Origin of the sequence: Marinobacter sp., assembly GCF_052091845.1 — a bacterium.
Classification (GTDB): Bacteria; Pseudomonadota; Gammaproteobacteria; order Pseudomonadales; family Oleiphilaceae; genus Marinobacter.
This window is the reverse complement of the sequence record NZ_JBQDCO010000024.1, coordinates 1-15,959: the sequence shown is the minus strand read 5'-3', so window position 1 is coordinate 15,959 and position 15,959 is coordinate 1. Positions and strand designations below refer to the sequence as shown.

The 15,959-nt window shown below is 53.5% G+C and carries 17 protein-coding genes and 2 tRNA genes; 18 read left to right on the top strand and 1 reads right to left on the bottom strand.

Going from position 1 to position 15,959, the window contains the following annotated elements; all coding sequences use genetic code 11:
• Positions 1 to 50 precede the first annotated feature (50 nt).
• From guaA to ACTHYN_RS09405, 5 genes are read left to right on the top strand one after another with little or no spacing between them, the layout of a single operon-like run.
• Entirely contained in the window at positions 51 to 1,628 is a 1,578-nt protein-coding gene (gene guaA, locus ACTHYN_RS09425; RefSeq protein WP_441812194.1) for a glutamine-hydrolyzing GMP synthase, read from the top strand.
• A gap of 40 nt (positions 1,629 to 1,668) precedes the next feature.
• Positions 1,669 to 2,172 (top strand): tRNA adenosine(34) deaminase TadA, encoded by a 504-nt coding sequence (gene tadA / locus ACTHYN_RS09420; protein WP_441812193.1) that lies wholly within the window; start codon positions 1,669 to 1,671, stop codon positions 2,170 to 2,172.
• A 6-nt stretch (positions 2,173 to 2,178) separates the two neighbouring features.
• Positions 2,179 to 3,174, top strand: a complete 996-nt coding sequence (galE, locus tag ACTHYN_RS09415) for a UDP-glucose 4-epimerase GalE (protein WP_441812192.1) — start codon at positions 2,179 to 2,181, stop codon at positions 3,172 to 3,174.
• 39 nt (positions 3,175 to 3,213) lie between these two features.
• Complete coding sequence (locus ACTHYN_RS09410; protein ID WP_441812191.1) at positions 3,214 to 4,554, top strand: UDP-glucose dehydrogenase family protein; 1,341 nt, start codon at positions 3,214 to 3,216, stop codon at positions 4,552 to 4,554.
• 10 nt (positions 4,555 to 4,564) lie between these two features.
• A complete protein-coding gene (locus ACTHYN_RS09405) occupies positions 4,565 to 5,008 on the top strand; it encodes an HIT domain-containing protein (RefSeq protein WP_441812190.1) in 444 nt (147 codons plus the stop codon).
• Positions 5,009 to 5,028: 20 nt separating this feature from the next.
• Here the strand turns inward: ACTHYN_RS09405 and fabR are convergent, their stop codons facing one another.
• The gene (gene fabR, locus ACTHYN_RS09400) at positions 5,029 to 5,652 is read right to left on the bottom strand and encodes an HTH-type transcriptional repressor FabR (RefSeq protein ID WP_441812189.1); all 624 of its coding nucleotides are present in this window, start codon (positions 5,650 to 5,652) and stop codon (positions 5,029 to 5,031) included.
• Between the two features lie 205 nt (positions 5,653 to 5,857).
• Between fabR and aspS the strand changes: the two genes are divergently transcribed.
• The 13 genes from aspS (at position 5,858) to ACTHYN_RS09335 (ending at position 15,799) form a co-directional block, all read left to right on the top strand.
• Positions 5,858 to 7,663, top strand: coding sequence for an aspartate--tRNA ligase (gene aspS, locus ACTHYN_RS09395; protein ID WP_441812188.1), 1,806 nt, complete (start codon positions 5,858 to 5,860; stop codon positions 7,661 to 7,663).
• 12 nt (positions 7,664 to 7,675) lie between these two features.
• The gene (ruvC, locus tag ACTHYN_RS09390) at positions 7,676 to 8,200 is read left to right on the top strand and encodes a crossover junction endodeoxyribonuclease RuvC (RefSeq protein WP_441812187.1); all 525 of its coding nucleotides are present in this window, start codon (positions 7,676 to 7,678) and stop codon (positions 8,198 to 8,200) included.
• Between the two features lie 33 nt (positions 8,201 to 8,233).
• Positions 8,234 to 8,863: a Holliday junction branch migration protein RuvA gene (gene ruvA, locus ACTHYN_RS09385; RefSeq protein ID WP_441812186.1), complete on the top strand. Its 630-nt coding sequence runs from the start codon at positions 8,234 to 8,236 to the stop codon at positions 8,861 to 8,863.
• A gap of 141 nt (positions 8,864 to 9,004) precedes the next feature.
• A complete protein-coding gene (ruvB, locus tag ACTHYN_RS09380) occupies positions 9,005 to 10,036 on the top strand; it encodes a Holliday junction branch migration DNA helicase RuvB (RefSeq protein WP_441812185.1) in 1,032 nt (343 codons plus the stop codon).
• Positions 10,029 to 10,490: a tol-pal system-associated acyl-CoA thioesterase gene (gene ybgC / locus ACTHYN_RS09375; RefSeq protein WP_441812184.1), complete on the top strand. Its 462-nt coding sequence runs from the start codon at positions 10,029 to 10,031 to the stop codon at positions 10,488 to 10,490. Before ruvB ends, ybgC begins: the two co-directional genes overlap by 8 nt.
• A 3-nt stretch (positions 10,491 to 10,493) precedes the next feature.
• Positions 10,494 to 11,183, top strand: coding sequence for a protein TolQ (gene tolQ, locus ACTHYN_RS09370; RefSeq protein WP_441812183.1), 690 nt, complete (start codon positions 10,494 to 10,496; stop codon positions 11,181 to 11,183).
• A gap of 34 nt (positions 11,184 to 11,217) precedes the next feature.
• Complete coding sequence (tolR, locus tag ACTHYN_RS09365; protein ID WP_441812182.1) at positions 11,218 to 11,664, top strand: protein TolR; 447 nt, start codon at positions 11,218 to 11,220, stop codon at positions 11,662 to 11,664.
• Between the two features lie 79 nt (positions 11,665 to 11,743).
• Positions 11,744 to 12,724: a cell envelope integrity protein TolA gene (gene tolA, locus ACTHYN_RS09360; protein ID WP_441812227.1), complete on the top strand. Its 981-nt coding sequence runs from the start codon at positions 11,744 to 11,746 to the stop codon at positions 12,722 to 12,724.
• Between the two features lie 73 nt (positions 12,725 to 12,797).
• Positions 12,798 to 14,054, top strand: coding sequence for a Tol-Pal system beta propeller repeat protein TolB (gene tolB / locus ACTHYN_RS09355; protein WP_441812226.1), 1,257 nt, complete (start codon positions 12,798 to 12,800; stop codon positions 14,052 to 14,054).
• A gap of 67 nt (positions 14,055 to 14,121) precedes the next feature.
• Positions 14,122 to 14,691, top strand: coding sequence for a peptidoglycan-associated lipoprotein Pal (gene pal, locus ACTHYN_RS09350; protein WP_441812181.1), 570 nt, complete (start codon positions 14,122 to 14,124; stop codon positions 14,689 to 14,691).
• A 27-nt stretch (positions 14,692 to 14,718) separates the two neighbouring features.
• Positions 14,719 to 15,489, top strand: coding sequence for a tol-pal system protein YbgF (ybgF, locus tag ACTHYN_RS09345; RefSeq protein WP_441812180.1), 771 nt, complete (start codon positions 14,719 to 14,721; stop codon positions 15,487 to 15,489).
• 85 nt (positions 15,490 to 15,574) lie between these two features.
• A tRNA-Lys gene (locus ACTHYN_RS09340) sits at positions 15,575 to 15,650 on the top strand.
• Positions 15,651 to 15,723: 73 nt separating this feature from the next.
• Positions 15,724 to 15,799: transfer RNA gene (locus ACTHYN_RS09335), tRNA-Lys, on the top strand.
• Positions 15,800 to 15,959 lie beyond the last annotated feature (160 nt).

Here is a 15,959-nt window from a genome sequence, read left to right as displayed (position 1 = left end):
AGGTTGCGGCTCTGACCGGAGTCGCACAGCTTATTTGCCTCGAGGATTTCATGGCTCACAATATTCACGATCACCGTATCCTGATTTTAGATTTTGGTTCCCAGTACACCCAGCTGATTGCACGCCGTGTGCGTGATATTGGCGTGTACTGTGAAGTCCGCGCGTTCGACATTACAGATGAAGAGCTGCAGGCGTTCAATCCCAAAGGTATTTTGCTGGCGGGTGGTCCGGAATCCGTGACAGAGCTGGGTGGTCCCCGTGCTCCTAAAAATTTGTTTGACCATGGCATTCCTGTGCTGGGAATCTGTTACGGCATGCAAACCATGGCCGAGCAATTGGGCGGGCGAGTAGCCAGTTCCGAGAAGCGTGAATTTGGCTATGCCCAGGTGAAGGTTCGTGCCAAAGGCCCGCTGCTGGAAGACATTACCGATCACCTGACCGCAACTGGCGAATCCTTGCTGGATGTATGGATGAGCCACGGTGACAAGGTGGTAGCAATGCCCGAAGGCTTCGAGCTGCTAGCGTCTACCGAAAGCGCGCCCATCGCAGCCATGCAGGATTTGTCCCGCAACCTGTACGGCCTGCAATTTCATCCGGAGGTAACTCACACTCTGCAGGGCAAGCGCATTCTGGAGCATTTTGTTCTGTCGATTTGCGGCTGCGAAGCCCTGTGGACACCGGCCAAGATTGTTAATGATGCGGTACAAAAAATCCGCCAGCAGGTAGGCACCGACAAGGTCCTGCTGGGCTTGTCTGGCGGTGTGGATTCATCTGTCACAGCAGCACTGCTGCACAAGGCCATTGGTGACCAGTTAACCTGCGTATTTGTAGATAACGGCTTGTTGCGCCTGAACGAAGGCGATCAGGTAATGGATATGTTTGGCAGCAGCATGGGTGTGAAAGTCATTCGCGCCGACGCGGAAGAGCGTTTCCTGAATAATCTCAAAGGTGTTAGCGATCCAGAGCAAAAGCGAAAGGTTATTGGCAACACCTTTATTGACGTATTTGATGAAGAAGCCACCCGCATTAAAGATGTGAACTGGCTCGGTCAGGGCACCATCTACCCCGATGTGATCGAGTCGGCTGCCTCGAAAACCGGCAACTCTCACGTGATCAAATCCCACCACAATGTGGGGGGGCTTCCAGAAACCATGAAGCTGAAGCTGGTAGAACCGCTTCGCGAATTATTCAAAGACGAAGTTCGCCGTATTGGCCTGGAGCTTGGCCTGCCCTACGACATGGTGTACCGCCACCCGTTCCCGGGGCCGGGTCTTGGTGTACGTATTCTGGGCGAAGTGAAAAAAGAGTACGCAGACATCTTGCGCCGTGCCGATGCCATCTTCCTGGAAGAGTTGCACCGGGCCGACTTTTACCACAAAACCAGCCAGGCTTTTGCGGTATTCCTGCCTGTGAAATCTGTGGGTGTTGTTGGCGATGCCCGCCGTTACGAGTGGGTAGTTGCCCTTCGTGCTGTTGAAACCATCGATTTCATGACCGCTCGCTGGGCACACCTGCCATATGATCTGCTTGAAACAGTCTCTAATCGAATTATCAATGAGATATCTGGCATATCCCGTGTGACCTATGACGTGTCATCGAAACCGCCGGCCACAATTGAGTGGGAGTGATAGCTAACATTCCTGCCTGCTTGTTGGTAGAGCGGCTGCTATGGAGAAGCTAGGCGATAGCGACGAATACTGGATGTCCCGAGCGTTGGAGCTGGCGGCCCAGGGCGCTGCCATAAATGAGGTGCCTGTCGGTGCGGTTGTGGTTCGTGACGGCGAAGAGCTTGGCGCTGGCTTTAACACGCCTATCACTGGTTGTGATCCCACAGCCCATGCCGAGATTAACGCGCTGCGCGATGCGTCTGTGAAAGCAGAGAACTATCGCCTGAGCGGAGCGACTCTTTACGTTACTCTGGAGCCTTGCACCATGTGCGTGGGCGCCATTATTCACGCTCGTATCAGTCGGGTTGTTTACGGAGCCTGCGAACCCAAGGCAGGTGCGGTAGAATCGGCACGGCGAACCCTGGATGAGCCTAATCTGAACTGGCAGGTGGAGGCAGTGGGTGGCATTTTGCAGGATGATTGCAGCCAGATAATCAGCGATTTTTTTAGCCGCCGGCGGGCCGAAATCCGGCAGCGGCGCAAACAGGATTCAAGGAAGGAGTAGTTCCGCATGAAAGTACTCGTTACCGGCGGCGCCGGTTACATCGGCAGCCATGTTGTGCGCCAGTTGGCCGAGGCCGGCCATGATATTGTGGTGTTTGATAACCTTTCAACCGGGTACCGCTGGGCCGTCACGGCAGGCGAACTGGTAATAGGGGATCTGGCGAACGAAAACGAAATCGACGAGGTTTTTGCCAGGTATGATTTTGAAGCGGTTTTGCACTTTGCCGCCAATATTGTGGTTCCGGAGTCTGTCAGTAATCCGCTTAAGTACTATGGCAACAACACCCGTAACACCCTGAACCTGCTTAAAGCGGTCGAAAAATACAAAGTACCGTATATGGTATTTTCCTCGACAGCGGCTGTGTATGGTACGCCACAAGAGACGGTGCTGACTGAAGACCTCCCGCTTGCCCCGATCAACCCTTACGGCGCATCCAAAATGATGAGTGAGCGGATGATCATGGATCTTGCGGCCGCGTCTGATCTCAACTATGTGGTGCTGCGATACTTTAATGTGGCCGGCGCTAACCCTGACGGCCTGTTGGGTCAGGCAACGCCCGAGGCGACCCACCTCATTAAAGTAGCCTGTGAGTGCGTTACCGGGCAGCGCGAGGGCATGAGCGTGTTTGGCACCGATTATGAAACCCGCGATGGCACCTGCGTGCGTGATTACATCCACGTAGAAGATCTTGCCAGTGCTCATGTTATGGCCTTGGACTATATGGCCAGAGGTGGCGAATCAAAGGTGATGAACTGTGGCTATGGTCGCGGGTTCACTGTGCAGGAAGTGATTGATGTGGTGCACAAACAATCCGGTTCCGATTTTCCGGTAGAGAAAGCGGGGCGCAGAGCCGGTGATCCTGGTGCGCTGATGGCGGATAATACGTTGATTAAGAAAACCCTGGGCTGGCAGCCTGTCTATGACAATCTGGATACGATTGTTGGCACTGCTCTGGCTTGGGAGGCAATCTGGCAGAAGAAAAAAGCGACATCTGGCCAATAGCCATCTACTTCTAGCATTTACTGTATCGGGATTTAACGGATGAAAATTACGATTTTTGGAACCGGTTATGTTGGGCTTGTTACCGGCGCTTGCCTTGCCGACGTTGGTCATCACGTTCTGTGCATGGATGTTGATCAGGCAAAGATTGACAAGCTGAGGAATGGCCAGATCCCCATTTATGAGCCTGGGCTCGACAATATCGTGAATCATACGGTGGAAGCAGGGCGCCTTGCGTTTACAACCGATGTAAAAGAGGCAGTGCAGCATGGCACTCTCCAATTCATCGCGGTTGGCACTCCCCCGGACGAAGATGGCTCAGCCGATCTGCAATATGTAACAGCGGTAGCCAAGTCCATCGGCCAGCACATGGATGATTATAAGGTTATCGTAGACAAGTCCACTGTCCCGGTTGGTACCGGTGACAAGGTGAAAGCTGCGGTTCGCACGCAAATTGAAAGCCGTGGTTTGGAACTTGAATTTGATGTGGTTTCAAACCCTGAGTTCCTGAAAGAAGGGGCGGCGATTAACGACTTCATGAAGCCGGACCGCATTATTATTGGTACCGACAGCGATAGAGCGTCGGACGTGCTTCGGGAAGTATACTACCCATTCAACCGTAGCCATGACCGTATGATCTTTATGGATATCCGGTCTGCAGAGCTGACCAAGTACGCTGCCAACTCCCTGCTGGCAACCAAAATCAGCTTCATGAATGAGGTTGCGAACCTGGCCGAGCGCCTGGGTGCCGATATCGAATCGGTTCGCCGGGGTATAGGCTCAGACCCGCGTATTGGCTACCATTTTATTTACCCGGGTTGTGGTTACGGCGGCTCCTGCTTCCCTAAGGACGTTCAGGCGCTGGCACGCACTGCCAGCGAGTTTGGTTATGATGCCCGCATTCTCAATGCGGTAGAGGCGGTCAATTACGCCCAGAAACACGTGCTTTTCGACAAGATCAGCCACTACTTTGGCGGTGATCTGCAAGGCAAGGTTGTTGCTATCTGGGGGTTGGCGTTTAAGCCAAACACTGACGATATGCGTGAAGCTTCCGCCCGCACGTTGATGGAAAAACTATGGAAAGCCGGTGCAAAAGTACAGGCGTTCGATCCGGAATCCATGGAAGAGACTCAGCGCATTTATGGCGACCAGGAAGGTTTAGTGTTGTGCGGTACCAAGGAGCAGGCACTAAAAGGCGCCGATGTGCTGACCATCTGTACCGAGTGGAAGGAGTTCCGTTCGCCGGATTTTGCAGCTATTGCGTCGGCTTTGCGTGAGCCAGTAGTATTCGATGGCCGCAATCTTTATGATCCGGAAATCCTGGCCCGCCACGAACTGATTTACTATGCCATTGGTCGCGGCCGTAACCAGTTCCAATCGTAAGGGGGCGGCGATGACTCAGAGCCAGAATCAGAATCAGAATTATCAGCTTCACGAACGGCTGGCGGCCGATACTATTAGCCTTGGCCGTAGTAGATTATGTGAAATCCGGCTGATGAATGATCAAACCTGGCCCTGGGTGTTGCTGGTGCCGGCGCTTGCCGGCATTCGCGAAATCTACGAGTTGAGCCCGGACCAGCAGCAAGTGCTGCTGCAGGAATCTTCTGCCTTGAGTCGGGGCATGATGGACGCTTTCGGGGGCGATAAAATGAACGTGGCAGCACTCGGGAACATGGTTCCCCAGCTGCATTTGCATCACATTGTGCGTTTTGAAGGTGACCCGGCCTGGCCAGGCCCTGTATGGGGTAAACAGCCACCTGCTCCATACGATGAGAGCGGCCTTGCCGACATTAAACTGGCTCTTGCACCTGTGTTGGCTGAGTTAGGCGCCGCCTGAGCGTAATAGGCTTTCGCTCATTACCGGGTTGTCGCATGCTTGGCTAGGCGTTGAGACCCTATCAAAATCATTCTGAGCTCGGTTTTCAGCTTGGCTTTTAATTCTTCCCGCTCTTTCGGCGTTCCATCCAGAGCATCCGCCCCTTGGTTGAACACGAGTGTAACCATGGATTCGGCAACGAGCCTGGCTTCAAATAATGGTTTGCGCTGTTCATCCGCAAAGCGTCGCAAATCATCTGCAAGCTCTGTTACAAAGTGATCAATCTCGGCTTTAATGGCTGTTCGAAATGGCTTTGAGCCACCGGTGCGTTCCCGCAGCATTAGTCGGAACAGGTTGGCGTTGTTGCCAAGGTATTCCATAAAGGTTTCCACAGACGTTGAGATGGCACTGCCATCCCGGGCAATTCGTTTGCGCGCCTGGCGCATAAGCTGTCGCAGTGCCACGCCCCCTTCGTCGACCAGTACCAGCCCTAGCTCATCAAGGTCTGCAAAATGGCGATAAAAGGACGTTGGCGCGATTCCGGCTTCCCGTGCCACTTCCCGCAGGCTCAAGCTCCCGAATCCTCGATCCACGCTCAGCTGGGCGAGGGCGGAATCCATCAGGGCGCGCCGGGTAAGGAGTTTTTGTTCGGCTCTTGTTGACAAGATTGCGGCTCCAATAACACTTGAACGCTGCATTCTAGCGATCTGCTTTCCAGTAGTCACCAGAACCCTTTCAATCTGCGGCAAACACGACTGATTTCCGGCGCCAAACTGTTTATAATAGCCGGCCTTTACAGTATGGTTCTTGGCTATTTTGCTTGCCAGACTTCAATATTCATCTTAAACACCAGACACTACGGGAACCGGTATGCGCAGTCATTATTGCGGTGGGATCAACGAATCCCACATTGATCAGGAAGTTACACTCTGCGGATGGGTACACCGTCGCCGTGACCATGGTGGGGTTATCTTCCTGGACCTGCGAGACCGGGATGGCATTTCCCAAGTCGTGATCGATCCGGATACCCCCGAAAGCTTTGCGCTGGCCGAAAAAGTACGCAGCGAGTTTGTGGTGAAGGTTACAGGCCTTGTGCGCCGCCGTCCTGCTGGCACTGAAAACAGCAACATGCCCACGGGCCAGGTTGAGATGCTGGGTAAAGACGTGACCATTTTGAACACAGCGGCCACACCTCCGTTCCCACTGGATGAGCATGTGGATGTGGGCGAAGACGTTCGTCTGCGTTATCGCTTCATCGACTTGCGCCGCCCGGAAATGCTGAATCGTCTGCGCTTCCGCTCGCGCGTCACCAGCTATATCCGTAACTATCTGGACAGCAACGGTTTTATGGATGTGGAAACCCCCATTCTGACCCGCGCCACCCCTGAAGGTGCCCGTGATTACCTGGTGCCGAGCCGCACTCATGAAGGGTCATTTTTCGCACTTCCTCAGTCACCTCAGCTATTTAAGCAAATGCTGATGGTGTCTGGCGTGGATCGCTACTACCAGATCGCCAAGTGCTTCCGTGACGAAGACCTGCGTGCCGATCGCCAGCCCGAGTTTACCCAGGTGGATATCGAAGCCTCGTTCGTTGACGAAGAAGACCTGATGAGCCTGAACGAGGGCATGATTCGCGCTCTGTTCAAAGACGTTATGGATGTGGAGTTGCCAGAATTTCCGCGTATGTCGCACAACGAAGCCATGGACCGGTTCGGCAGTGACAAGCCGGATTTACGTATTCCGCTGGAGCTTCAGGATGTGGGCGATCTGGTGGCCAGTGTTGATTTCAAGGTATTCGCTGGTCCGGCCAAAGATCCAAAAGGTCGCGTGGCTGCTTTGCGTGTACCTAAAGGCGGTGAGCTGAGTCGCAAGAAAATCGATGAGTACACCAGGTTTGTTGGCATATACGGTGCGAAAGGCTTAGCGTATATCAAGGTTAACGAGCTGGCCAAGGGCCTCGAAGGCCTGCAGTCACCCATCGTCAAGTTCCTGGGCGAAGACGTTGCCATGGCCATTATCGAGCGCACGGGTGCCGAAGATGGCGATATCGTGTTCTTTGGGGCCGACAAGACCACGGTTGTCAATGAGGCGCTTGGGGCATTGCGTATCCGTATTGGCCATGATCTGGAGTTGCTGACGTCAGAGTGGGCGCCCATGTGGGTTGTAGACTTTCCGATGTTTGAAGAATTACCAGAGGGCGGATTTACGGCCATTCATCACCCATTCACTGCGCCTAGCTGCAGCCCGGAAGAGCTGGTGTCGAATCCCGCAACGGCATTGTCTCGCGCCTACGACATGGTACTCAATGGTACTGAGTTGGGTGGTGGCTCGATTCGTATCCACAACGAACAGATGCAACAGGAAGTGCTTCGTATTTTGGGCATTGGTGAGGACGAGGCCCGTGCCAAGTTCGGGTTCCTGCTTGACGCCTTGAAATACGGGTGCCCACCCCATGGCGGTCTGGCTCTGGGCCTGGATCGCCTGATTATGTTGCTGACGGGAGCGGGCTCTATCCGTGATGTGATTGCCTTCCCGAAAACCCAGAGTGCAACCTGCCTGATGACTCAGGCCCCGGGTGAAGTAGACGAGAAACAATTGCGTGAGCTCAACATTCGCCTGCGTAAAAAGCCGGCAAAAACGGCTGATGTACAATCTTCTGAAGCTGAAGAAAAGTAAACAGGCATTGATGTGGCGATTATTCTAGGTGTTGACCCTGGTTCCAGGATAACCGGTTACGGGATTATCCGTACCGAAGGTCGCCACATAGAATATATCGACAGCGGCTGTATCCGCATGGGTGAGAAGCCCATGCCGGAGCGCCTGAAAATTATTTTTCAGAGCCTGGTAAGTTTGATTGGCGAATACCGGCCTCAGGAATTTGCCATTGAGCAGGTATTCATGGCCCGCAACCCTGATTCCGCACTCAAACTTGGCCAGGCCCGCGGTGCTGCTATAGTTGGTGCTGCCACTAGCGGACTGGTGGTTCATGAGTACTCCGCACGGCAGGTTAAACAGGCCGTGGTAGGCAAGGGCGGTGCCGACAAAACCCAGGTGCAGCATATGGTTCAAGCATTGCTGTCACTCTCGCGCAAGCCCCAGGAAGATGCCGCTGACGCGTTGGCAATAGCCCTTTGTCATGCACATATGAATCAAAGCATCATGAAAGTGGCAGGCGCTTCAGGTAAGGCGCGCAGTGGGCGTGTGCGACAATAATAAATTGCTCCAGGGAGCGACAGGAGGCTTTCCTTGATAGGTCGTATCCGAGGTATTTTAGTTGAAAAGTCACCCGGGCAGGCGCTGGTTGAATGTGGCGGCCTAAGCTACGAGGTTGATATTCCTTACACCACCTTTTTTCATCTGCCAGAAGCCGGTCAGGAAGTTACCCTTCATACACATTTTGCGGTTCGCGAAGACGCTCAAAGTCTGTTCGGTTTTGCGTCACGTCTTGATCGTGACCTGTTCAGGTTGCTGATTAAGGTAAACGGAGTGGGGCCAAAAATGGCCACCGGCATTTTGTCTGGCCTGGATGCACAGCAATTTATCCACTGCGTTGAAGGGCGTGATATCAACTCTCTGGTAAAACTTCCAGGGGTCGGAAAGAAAACCGCAGAGCGCCTGTTGATCGAGATGACAGACCGTATCAAACAGCTGGAAGGCCAGTTTGTACCTGCATCTGTCAGCATCGGAGGCTCCGCAACAAGCTTTTCCCCATCGGTGCCCGCCTCACAAAATCCCGCCGACGAAGCCGAAGCAGCACTCGTTGCACTTGGTTATAAACCTCAGGAGGCAGCACGTGCCATTTCCCGGGTTTCGGAAGAAGGCCTGTCTAGCGAGGCCTTGATTCGTTTGGCCCTGCGCAACATGATCCCTGCTTGATGACGCGACTTTAATATGTCGCCTGTGTAGCACCAAACCTGTAGAGAGCGTAACGTGACACACGGTGGGCTGTTTGTACAATTGGGGCACTTCAGCGCTGAGCGATTGTCTATTGGATCCCGAAAAAAAACGGAAGTATAAATGATTGAGTCTGATCGCCTGATCTCAGCTCGAGCTGGTGACAACGAAGAGGTTCAGGATCGCGCGATCCGGCCAACGCTGCTGTCCGAGTATGTAGGGCAGCCCGCAGTGCGGGAACAAATGGACATCTTTATCTCGGCCGCTCGTGGTCGCCAGGAAGCGCTTGACCATGTTCTGATTTTTGGGCCGCCCGGGCTGGGCAAAACCACGCTGGCCAACATTATTGCCAATGAAATGGGTGTGGCCATAAAAACCACCTCCGGGCCGGTGCTCGAAAAAGCCGGGGACTTGGCAGCCATGCTGACCAACCTTGAGGAGGGCGATGTTCTCTTTATTGATGAGATACATCGCCTCAGTGCTGTGGTAGAGGAAATACTGTACCCGGCAATGGAAGATTATCAGCTGGATATCATGATCGGCGAGGGGCCTGCAGCACGCTCGATCAAGCTGGACTTGCCGCCCTTTACCCTGGTTGGCGCAACTACCCGGGCCGGTCTGCTGACATCGCCCCTGCGAGACAGGTTCGGCATTGTGCAGCGTTTGGAGTTTTATAACACGGCGGATCTCACGCATATTATTGTGCGGTCTGCCCATTTGTCGGGCGTTGATATTGATAACGAAGGCGCACACGAAATAGCCCGCCGCTCCCGTGGCACGCCCCGTATAGCTAATCGGCTGTTGCGGCGGGTCAGGGATTATGCGGAAGTGCGGGCAAATGGCCACATAGATGCAAGTATTGCAGATCAGGCCCTGAATATGCTGAAAGTGGATGGTCAAGGGTTTGATCATATGGACCGTCGATTGCTGCTGGCTATGATCGAAAAGTTTGATGGCGGGCCGGTCGGCGTTGAAAGTCTGGCTGCTGCGATTAGCGAGGAGCGGGGTACGATTGAGGATGTACTTGAGCCGTTTCTTATCCAGCAAGGCTTCATGATACGCACTCCGCGGGGGCGTATGGTGACATCCCACGCGTACCAGCACTTTGGAATCGTCAGGGCACAACCGGATTCTGCAGGGGGTTCCCTTGAGTGACGCGCAGGCACCAGCCGTGTTCGTGTGGCCAGTCCGGGTTTATATTGAAGACACAGATGCTGGTGGAATTGTTTTTCATGCCCGCTATCTTCATTACATGGAGCGTGCCCGAACAGAGTGGGTTCGCAGTTGTGGGGTAGGGCTTCGGGCCGGAATGGCCGACAACATCAGCTATGTGGTGCAGCGGCTGTCGATTCACTATGCCGTCCCGGCCGTGCTTGATGACGAACTTACCGTAACCGCCGAACCGGTCGCATTTGGTCGGGTCTGGATGGAGTTTCGGCAGCGAGTTGCGCGGGTGCAGGATGGAAAGCAGTTGTGTGAAGCAACGGTAAGAGTGGCCTGTATTGCGTTGGATAGCGGGCGGCCGAAGCGGTTACCGGAAAATATGCGGGAGTTGCTTGAACAAAACAGGCAGTACCCGGAAACAAAACATGAGCTAAGCCAGGAGTAAGCGGTGGATTCGGAACTGTCAGTATGGAATCTGATTTCTAATGCCGGTGTATTGGTGCAACTGGTTATGTTGCTACTTGCACTCGCATCGGTGATGTCCTGGGCGCTGATCTTTCAGCGCATACAGGTGTTTCGCAAGGCTCGTCAGGCGCAACTCGCGTTTGAAGAGCGTTTTTGGTCGGGTATGGATCTGGGTCAGCTTTATCGTGAGGTAAACGAAGAGCCAACACCTTTCTCCGGAATGGAATCACTGTTTCGAGCCGGCTTTAAAGAGTTTTCCCGGTTGCGCCAGCAAAGCCGCGATGCTGACGCCGTTATGGAAGGCACCCAACGTGCTATGCGAGTGGCGTTTTCCCGCGAGCAAGAGCGCCTTGAAGCCCATTTGCCGTTTCTTGCCACCGTAGGGTCCACCAGCCCCTATATCGGTTTGTTCGGTACGGTCTGGGGCATTATGAACTCGTTTCGTGGCTTGGCTCAGGTTCAGCAAGCGACGTTGGCAACCGTGGCACCAGGTATTTCCGAGGCGTTGATTGCGACGGCTATGGGTTTGTTTGCAGCGATTCCGGCGGTTATTGCGTACAACCGCTTCTCTGCCAAATCAGACGCGCTGCTGAAAAATTACGAAACGTTCGCCGACGAGTTTTCGAGCATTTTACACCGTCGGGTCCACAGTGCGGAAAAAGGCGCAGCCTGATGGCTGATACGTATAACAATCGGAGAACAGCGCTATGAAAGGCATGGGAATGATGCCCCAAAATCAGCGTAAGCCGATGGCAGAAATCAACGTGGTTCCTTACATCGATGTGATGCTGGTGCTATTGATTATTTTCATGGTGACCGCCCCGATGCTCACCCAGGGTGTAAAGGTGGATTTGCCCGAGACCACGTCCGATCCCATTCAGGCAGACAAGGATGTGGAATCCATTGTCGTGTCGGTAGATTCCAACGGAGCCTATTACGTAGAGGTTGGCGATGAAGGCAGTGATCCCATGTCTCTTGAAGATGTGCGTGGGCAGGTAGGCAAAATCCTGTCGCAAAGAACATCCAGCGACATACTTGTGCGTGGAGATGAAAATGTGGATTACGGCACGGTGGTCCGTTTGATGGCCGCTCTTCAGGGGGCAGGGGCAACCAGCATTGGTCTGATTACCGATACGCTTCCGGACGAAACGTGAGACTAGGGCAGGCAGAATTGTTGTGAAAGGTCACGAACGGGAATTTAACAGCACCGGAGAGCCGGCCTGGAAGTCGCCAGTGGCGCTTTCGATTGCGTTACATCTGCTGATAGTCGGTGTCGCGCTTACAGGTTGGTCGTGGTCCTCTTCTATCCAGGAGCCCCCGCCCAACAGCGTATCTGCACGCCTTATCACACAGCAGAAGCCCAAGCCGAGCCCGGTAGTTGAGCCGGAAGACCAGCCAGACCGGGAGCAAGAGCGGAAAGAGCGAGAAAAAAGCAAAGAAGCGGAAGTGCAAAAGCGTCAGGAAGAAGAGGCGCGCAAGGCCGCCCAGCAGAAGAAGCGCGAAGAAGCCAAACGCAAAGCGGAAGCTGAGGCACGCAAGCGCGAACAGGCCGAAGCCGAAAAACGTAAAGCCCAAAAAGCACGTGAGGCAGAAGCCGCGCGTCAGAAGGCTGAAGCCGAAGCGAAAGAACGAGAGCGTCGGAAGGCAGAGGCGGAAGCCGAAAAGCAGAGACAAGAAGCCAAACGTAAAGCTGAAGAAGAAAAGCGTCGTAAAGAAGAGCAGCGAAAGCGTGAAGAAGCCGAGCGCAAGAAAAAGGAAGAACAAGCCCGAAAGGAAGCCGAGCGTAAGCGGCTAGAGGCTGAGCGCAAGTTGCAGGAGCAACAGCTGGAAGCCCAGGCTGACCAGGCAAGAAAAGCCAGGGCGGAAGAGGCGCAGCGTAAAAAACAGGCAGCTGCAGCCAAGGCCAAAGAGGCACAAATGCTGTCGGAAAGCCAAAAATATCAAGCCATGATTCGTGAGAAGCTGACTCAGGCTTGGTTTCCACCGCAATCGGCAACAGAGCAGATGACCGTGCGTTTGCAAATTACACTGCTACCAACCGGAGAGCTGGTCAGTGTTAAAGTAATGGCTAGTAGCGGAAATACAGCCTTTGATAACTCGGCAAAGGGCGCGGTGAGATCTTTAAGCCGGTATCCGGTGCCGTCAGACCGAAGCACCTTTGAAGCCTATTTTCGTCAGTTTACGATCGAATTCAATCCTCGCAGATTGAGATAAGGAAGCGGGTAACGCCATGATACAGAAGGTTTCACTCAAACTATTGAAGGCATTTTATGCGACGCTGGCCCTGATGCTTCTGACAGCGACCACTGCCCAAGGTGAATTGCTGATCCGTGTTACCGAAGGGGCTGATTCAGCTATTCCGTTGTCAGTGGTGCCATTTTCAGAGAGCGGCAGCATGCCTCCAGGGGACAAGTTAAGCAGCATTGTCCAGGCGGATTTGGCCATGAGTGGTGAGTTCCGCACCTTACCTCCCGAAAAGATGCTGAGCCTGCCGTCAACGCGTTCAGATGTCTATTTTCGTGACTGGCGCATGCTTGGCCAGCGTTACGTGCTGGTCGGCGAGCTTACCCGAAACGGGGACCGTGTGCAGGCTCGTTATGAACTGTTTGATGTTAACCGCGAAGAGCGAATTCTTGGCGAAACGGCTGCAGCGCCCGCCTCAAATATGCGCTCACTCGCACACCATATTAGCGACAAAGTGTATGAGGCGATTACCGGTGTTCCCGGCGCGTTCTCTACCAAGCTTGCCTACGTAACGCTTGAAAGAACAAACGGAAACGCCCGCTACCGGTTGCAGGTGAGCGATGTAGACGGAAAACGAGCCAAAGTCCGGCTTGAGAGCAAAGAGCCTATTTTATCGCCAGCCTGGTCACCGGATGGGAAGAAGCTGGCTTATGTATCGTTTGAAACCGGCAAGCCAGCCATATTTGTTCACCAGCTTAATTCCGGGCAACGCAAAAAAGTGGCCGACTTTCCTGGGCTGAACTCGGCGCCTAGCTGGTCTCCAGACGGGCAATCGCTGCTTATGACCTTGTCGAAAGACGGCAACGCCGAGGTGTATCAAATGAACCTTCAGACCGGGAACACCACAAAACTGACCAACCACTGGGCGATTGATACCGAGGCGGTTTGGGATAGCTCCGGTAAAGGGGTGTTCTTTACGTCAGACCGATCCGGTGGGCCACAGGTTTACTACATGGCAACGCCCGGTGCCGAGCCGCGGCGCATCACCTTCGGTAGCCGTTATAATGCTCGCCCACGGCCAGACAATAAAGGCGAATACGTGTATTACGTGCATCAGCGGGAAGGGAACTTCCTTATTGCCCGCACCAACCTTGAAAACGATGAGGAAACGGTTCTGACTCGTACCAGATCTGATGAATCACCCAGCGTGTCGCCCAACGGCCGCATGTTGATTTATGCCACTAAAAACAGTGGCAAGAGCGTGCTGACCGTTATCTCCTCGGATGGCGGTGCTGCGTATAGTCTCCCAGCGGCAGAAGGTAACGTTCGGGATCCGGCCTGGGGGCCTATTGTTCAGTAATGAATGATTGCCTAAGCAATCACCGAAAAGGCAAAGATTGAATTTAATCAACGGAAAGGAATGAACCATGAAGTTGTCAGCCCAAACCAAATTAGTTGCTCTTTTGTTCTCCGCAGGTCTTTTTGCCGGTTGTAGCACCACCGGTGAAAATATGGATGAAGGTGCCTACGATTCCGATGTCGCGCCTATCGATCAGGATCAGGGATCGACCGTTTATGGCGGTGGTGATCAGGATGGTATTTCCTCGTCTTCAATGACCGACGAAGAACGCATGCAAGCTCAACAGCAAGCTGAGCAAGAAGCTCTGCGCGACATCACTACATTCTATTTTGATTTTGATACCTCTGAAATCAAGCCAGAAGCTCGCGATGTGCTGATTGCTCACGCCCGCTATCTTTCCAACAACCCTGGCCAAAACGTACGTCTTGAGGGCCATGGTGATGAGCGCGGCTCCAAGGAATACAACCTGGCTATAGGCGAGCGTCGTGCTGACGCCGTTGAGCGCTTCCTGATTGTAAATGGAGCTTCACGGGGCCAGATGGAAACCATAAGCTATGGTGAAGAGAAGCCGGCGGTTATGGGCTCAACCGAGAGTGCATGGGCACAGAATCGCCGTGTGGAACTCGTGTTCGAGTAAACGCATAAACAACATCAGGTTAAACCCATGAGAAAACAGCTCATGGCGGCAGTGATTTTCCCGCTTGCCTTGGGGCAAGCGGGAATAACTCTGGCGCAATCATCTACGTCTGAATACAAGAGCAGTGCCTCAGAGACTCGGCGCAAGGCCAATACCAGTCAGGCTACGTCAGAGCTTTTTTACATGATCCAGCAGCTACAGAGCGAAGTCCGGCGGCTTCAGGGCGAATCTGAAGAGCAGCAGCATCTCATAAGGCGCCTGCAAGAGCAGAGCAGGGATCGCTATATAGATCTGGATCAGCGCATTCTCGAGCTTTCCGAAAAAGTGTCGGCGCGACCTCAGGCTGCCGATAACACTGGCGGTGAGGCAGGCAAGAATGAGAATGCGGCTGAAATACGCGAGTACCGTCAGCCAAAGCCTGAAGAGCGCAAAGCGTATAACGCTATCCAGGACCTTATTCATAAAGAGAAAAAATACGATCAGGCTATCAGTCGCCTTTATGAGTTTATCGATAAGTATCCGGAAGGGGATTTAACGGTAAATGCTTATTACTGGCTGGGCGAAGTGTACCTTGTTAAACCGCAGCTGGAACAGGCTCGCCAAGCGTTCTCTATTGTAGGAACCCGTTTCGGGGATCACCGTAAAGCGCCAGACGCTGTATACAAGCTGGGCGTAACGCTGGACCGACTCGATAAAAAAACCGAGGCCCGCCGCCAGATGGAGCAGGTTGTTAACGACTACCCTGAAAGCGATGCAGCCAGGCTAGCCAGGAAATTTCTGGCCTCTGACCAAGGCTGAAAACCGGGTTTTACAGAAATTTTAAAAAACATGGCGCGAAAGGGTTGATCGTCGGGGAAAAATCATTACTATATGCGCCTCGCTTGGGTCGTTAGCTCAGTTGGTAGAGCAGTTGGCTTTTAACCAATTGGTCGATGGTTCGAATCCATCACGACCCACCATATCGATATTTCGGGGCAGTTGCTGAGCCGCCACGAAATCGATCAGGGTCTCCGGGCACTGGTCACAAGTTTTGGGTCGTTAGCTCAGTTGGTAGAGCAGTTGGCTTTTAACCAATTGGTCGATGGTTCGAATCCATCACGACCCACCATATTACAGTGTAATGATTTGACAAATTACAACGTTGAACCTTATAAGGGCTGCAGAGATGCGGTCCTTTTTTTTTGTGCGCCAGGCATGGCGCGTAGCGCCTTGACGGGCGCTGTTCCGGTACAGGTGGTGCTGGCCGGATGACTTGGGGGTGTAAGTCC

Excerpts from the sequence above, each read along its gene's own strand:
- guaA (WP_441812194.1), top strand. The coding sequence starts at position 51 with ATGGCTCACAATATTCACGATCACCGTATCCTGATTTTAGATTTTGGT.
- tadA (WP_441812193.1), top strand. The coding sequence starts at position 1,669 with ATGGAGAAGCTAGGCGATAGCGACGAATACTGGATGTCCCGAGCGTTG.
- galE (WP_441812192.1), top strand. The coding sequence starts at position 2,179 with ATGAAAGTACTCGTTACCGGCGGCGCCGGTTACATCGGCAGCCATGTT.
- ACTHYN_RS09410 (WP_441812191.1), top strand. The coding sequence starts at position 3,214 with ATGAAAATTACGATTTTTGGAACCGGTTATGTTGGGCTTGTTACCGGC.
- ACTHYN_RS09405 (WP_441812190.1), top strand. The coding sequence starts at position 4,565 with ATGACTCAGAGCCAGAATCAGAATCAGAATTATCAGCTTCACGAACGG.
- aspS (WP_441812188.1), top strand. The coding sequence starts at position 5,858 with ATGCGCAGTCATTATTGCGGTGGGATCAACGAATCCCACATTGATCAG.
- ruvB (WP_441812185.1), top strand. The coding sequence starts at position 9,005 with ATGATTGAGTCTGATCGCCTGATCTCAGCTCGAGCTGGTGACAACGAA.
- tolR (WP_441812182.1), top strand. The coding sequence starts at position 11,218 with ATGAAAGGCATGGGAATGATGCCCCAAAATCAGCGTAAGCCGATGGCA.
- tolB (WP_441812226.1), top strand. The coding sequence starts at position 12,798 with ATGCTTCTGACAGCGACCACTGCCCAAGGTGAATTGCTGATCCGTGTT.
- pal (WP_441812181.1), top strand. The coding sequence starts at position 14,122 with ATGAAGTTGTCAGCCCAAACCAAATTAGTTGCTCTTTTGTTCTCCGCA.
- ybgF (WP_441812180.1), top strand. The coding sequence starts at position 14,719 with ATGAGAAAACAGCTCATGGCGGCAGTGATTTTCCCGCTTGCCTTGGGG.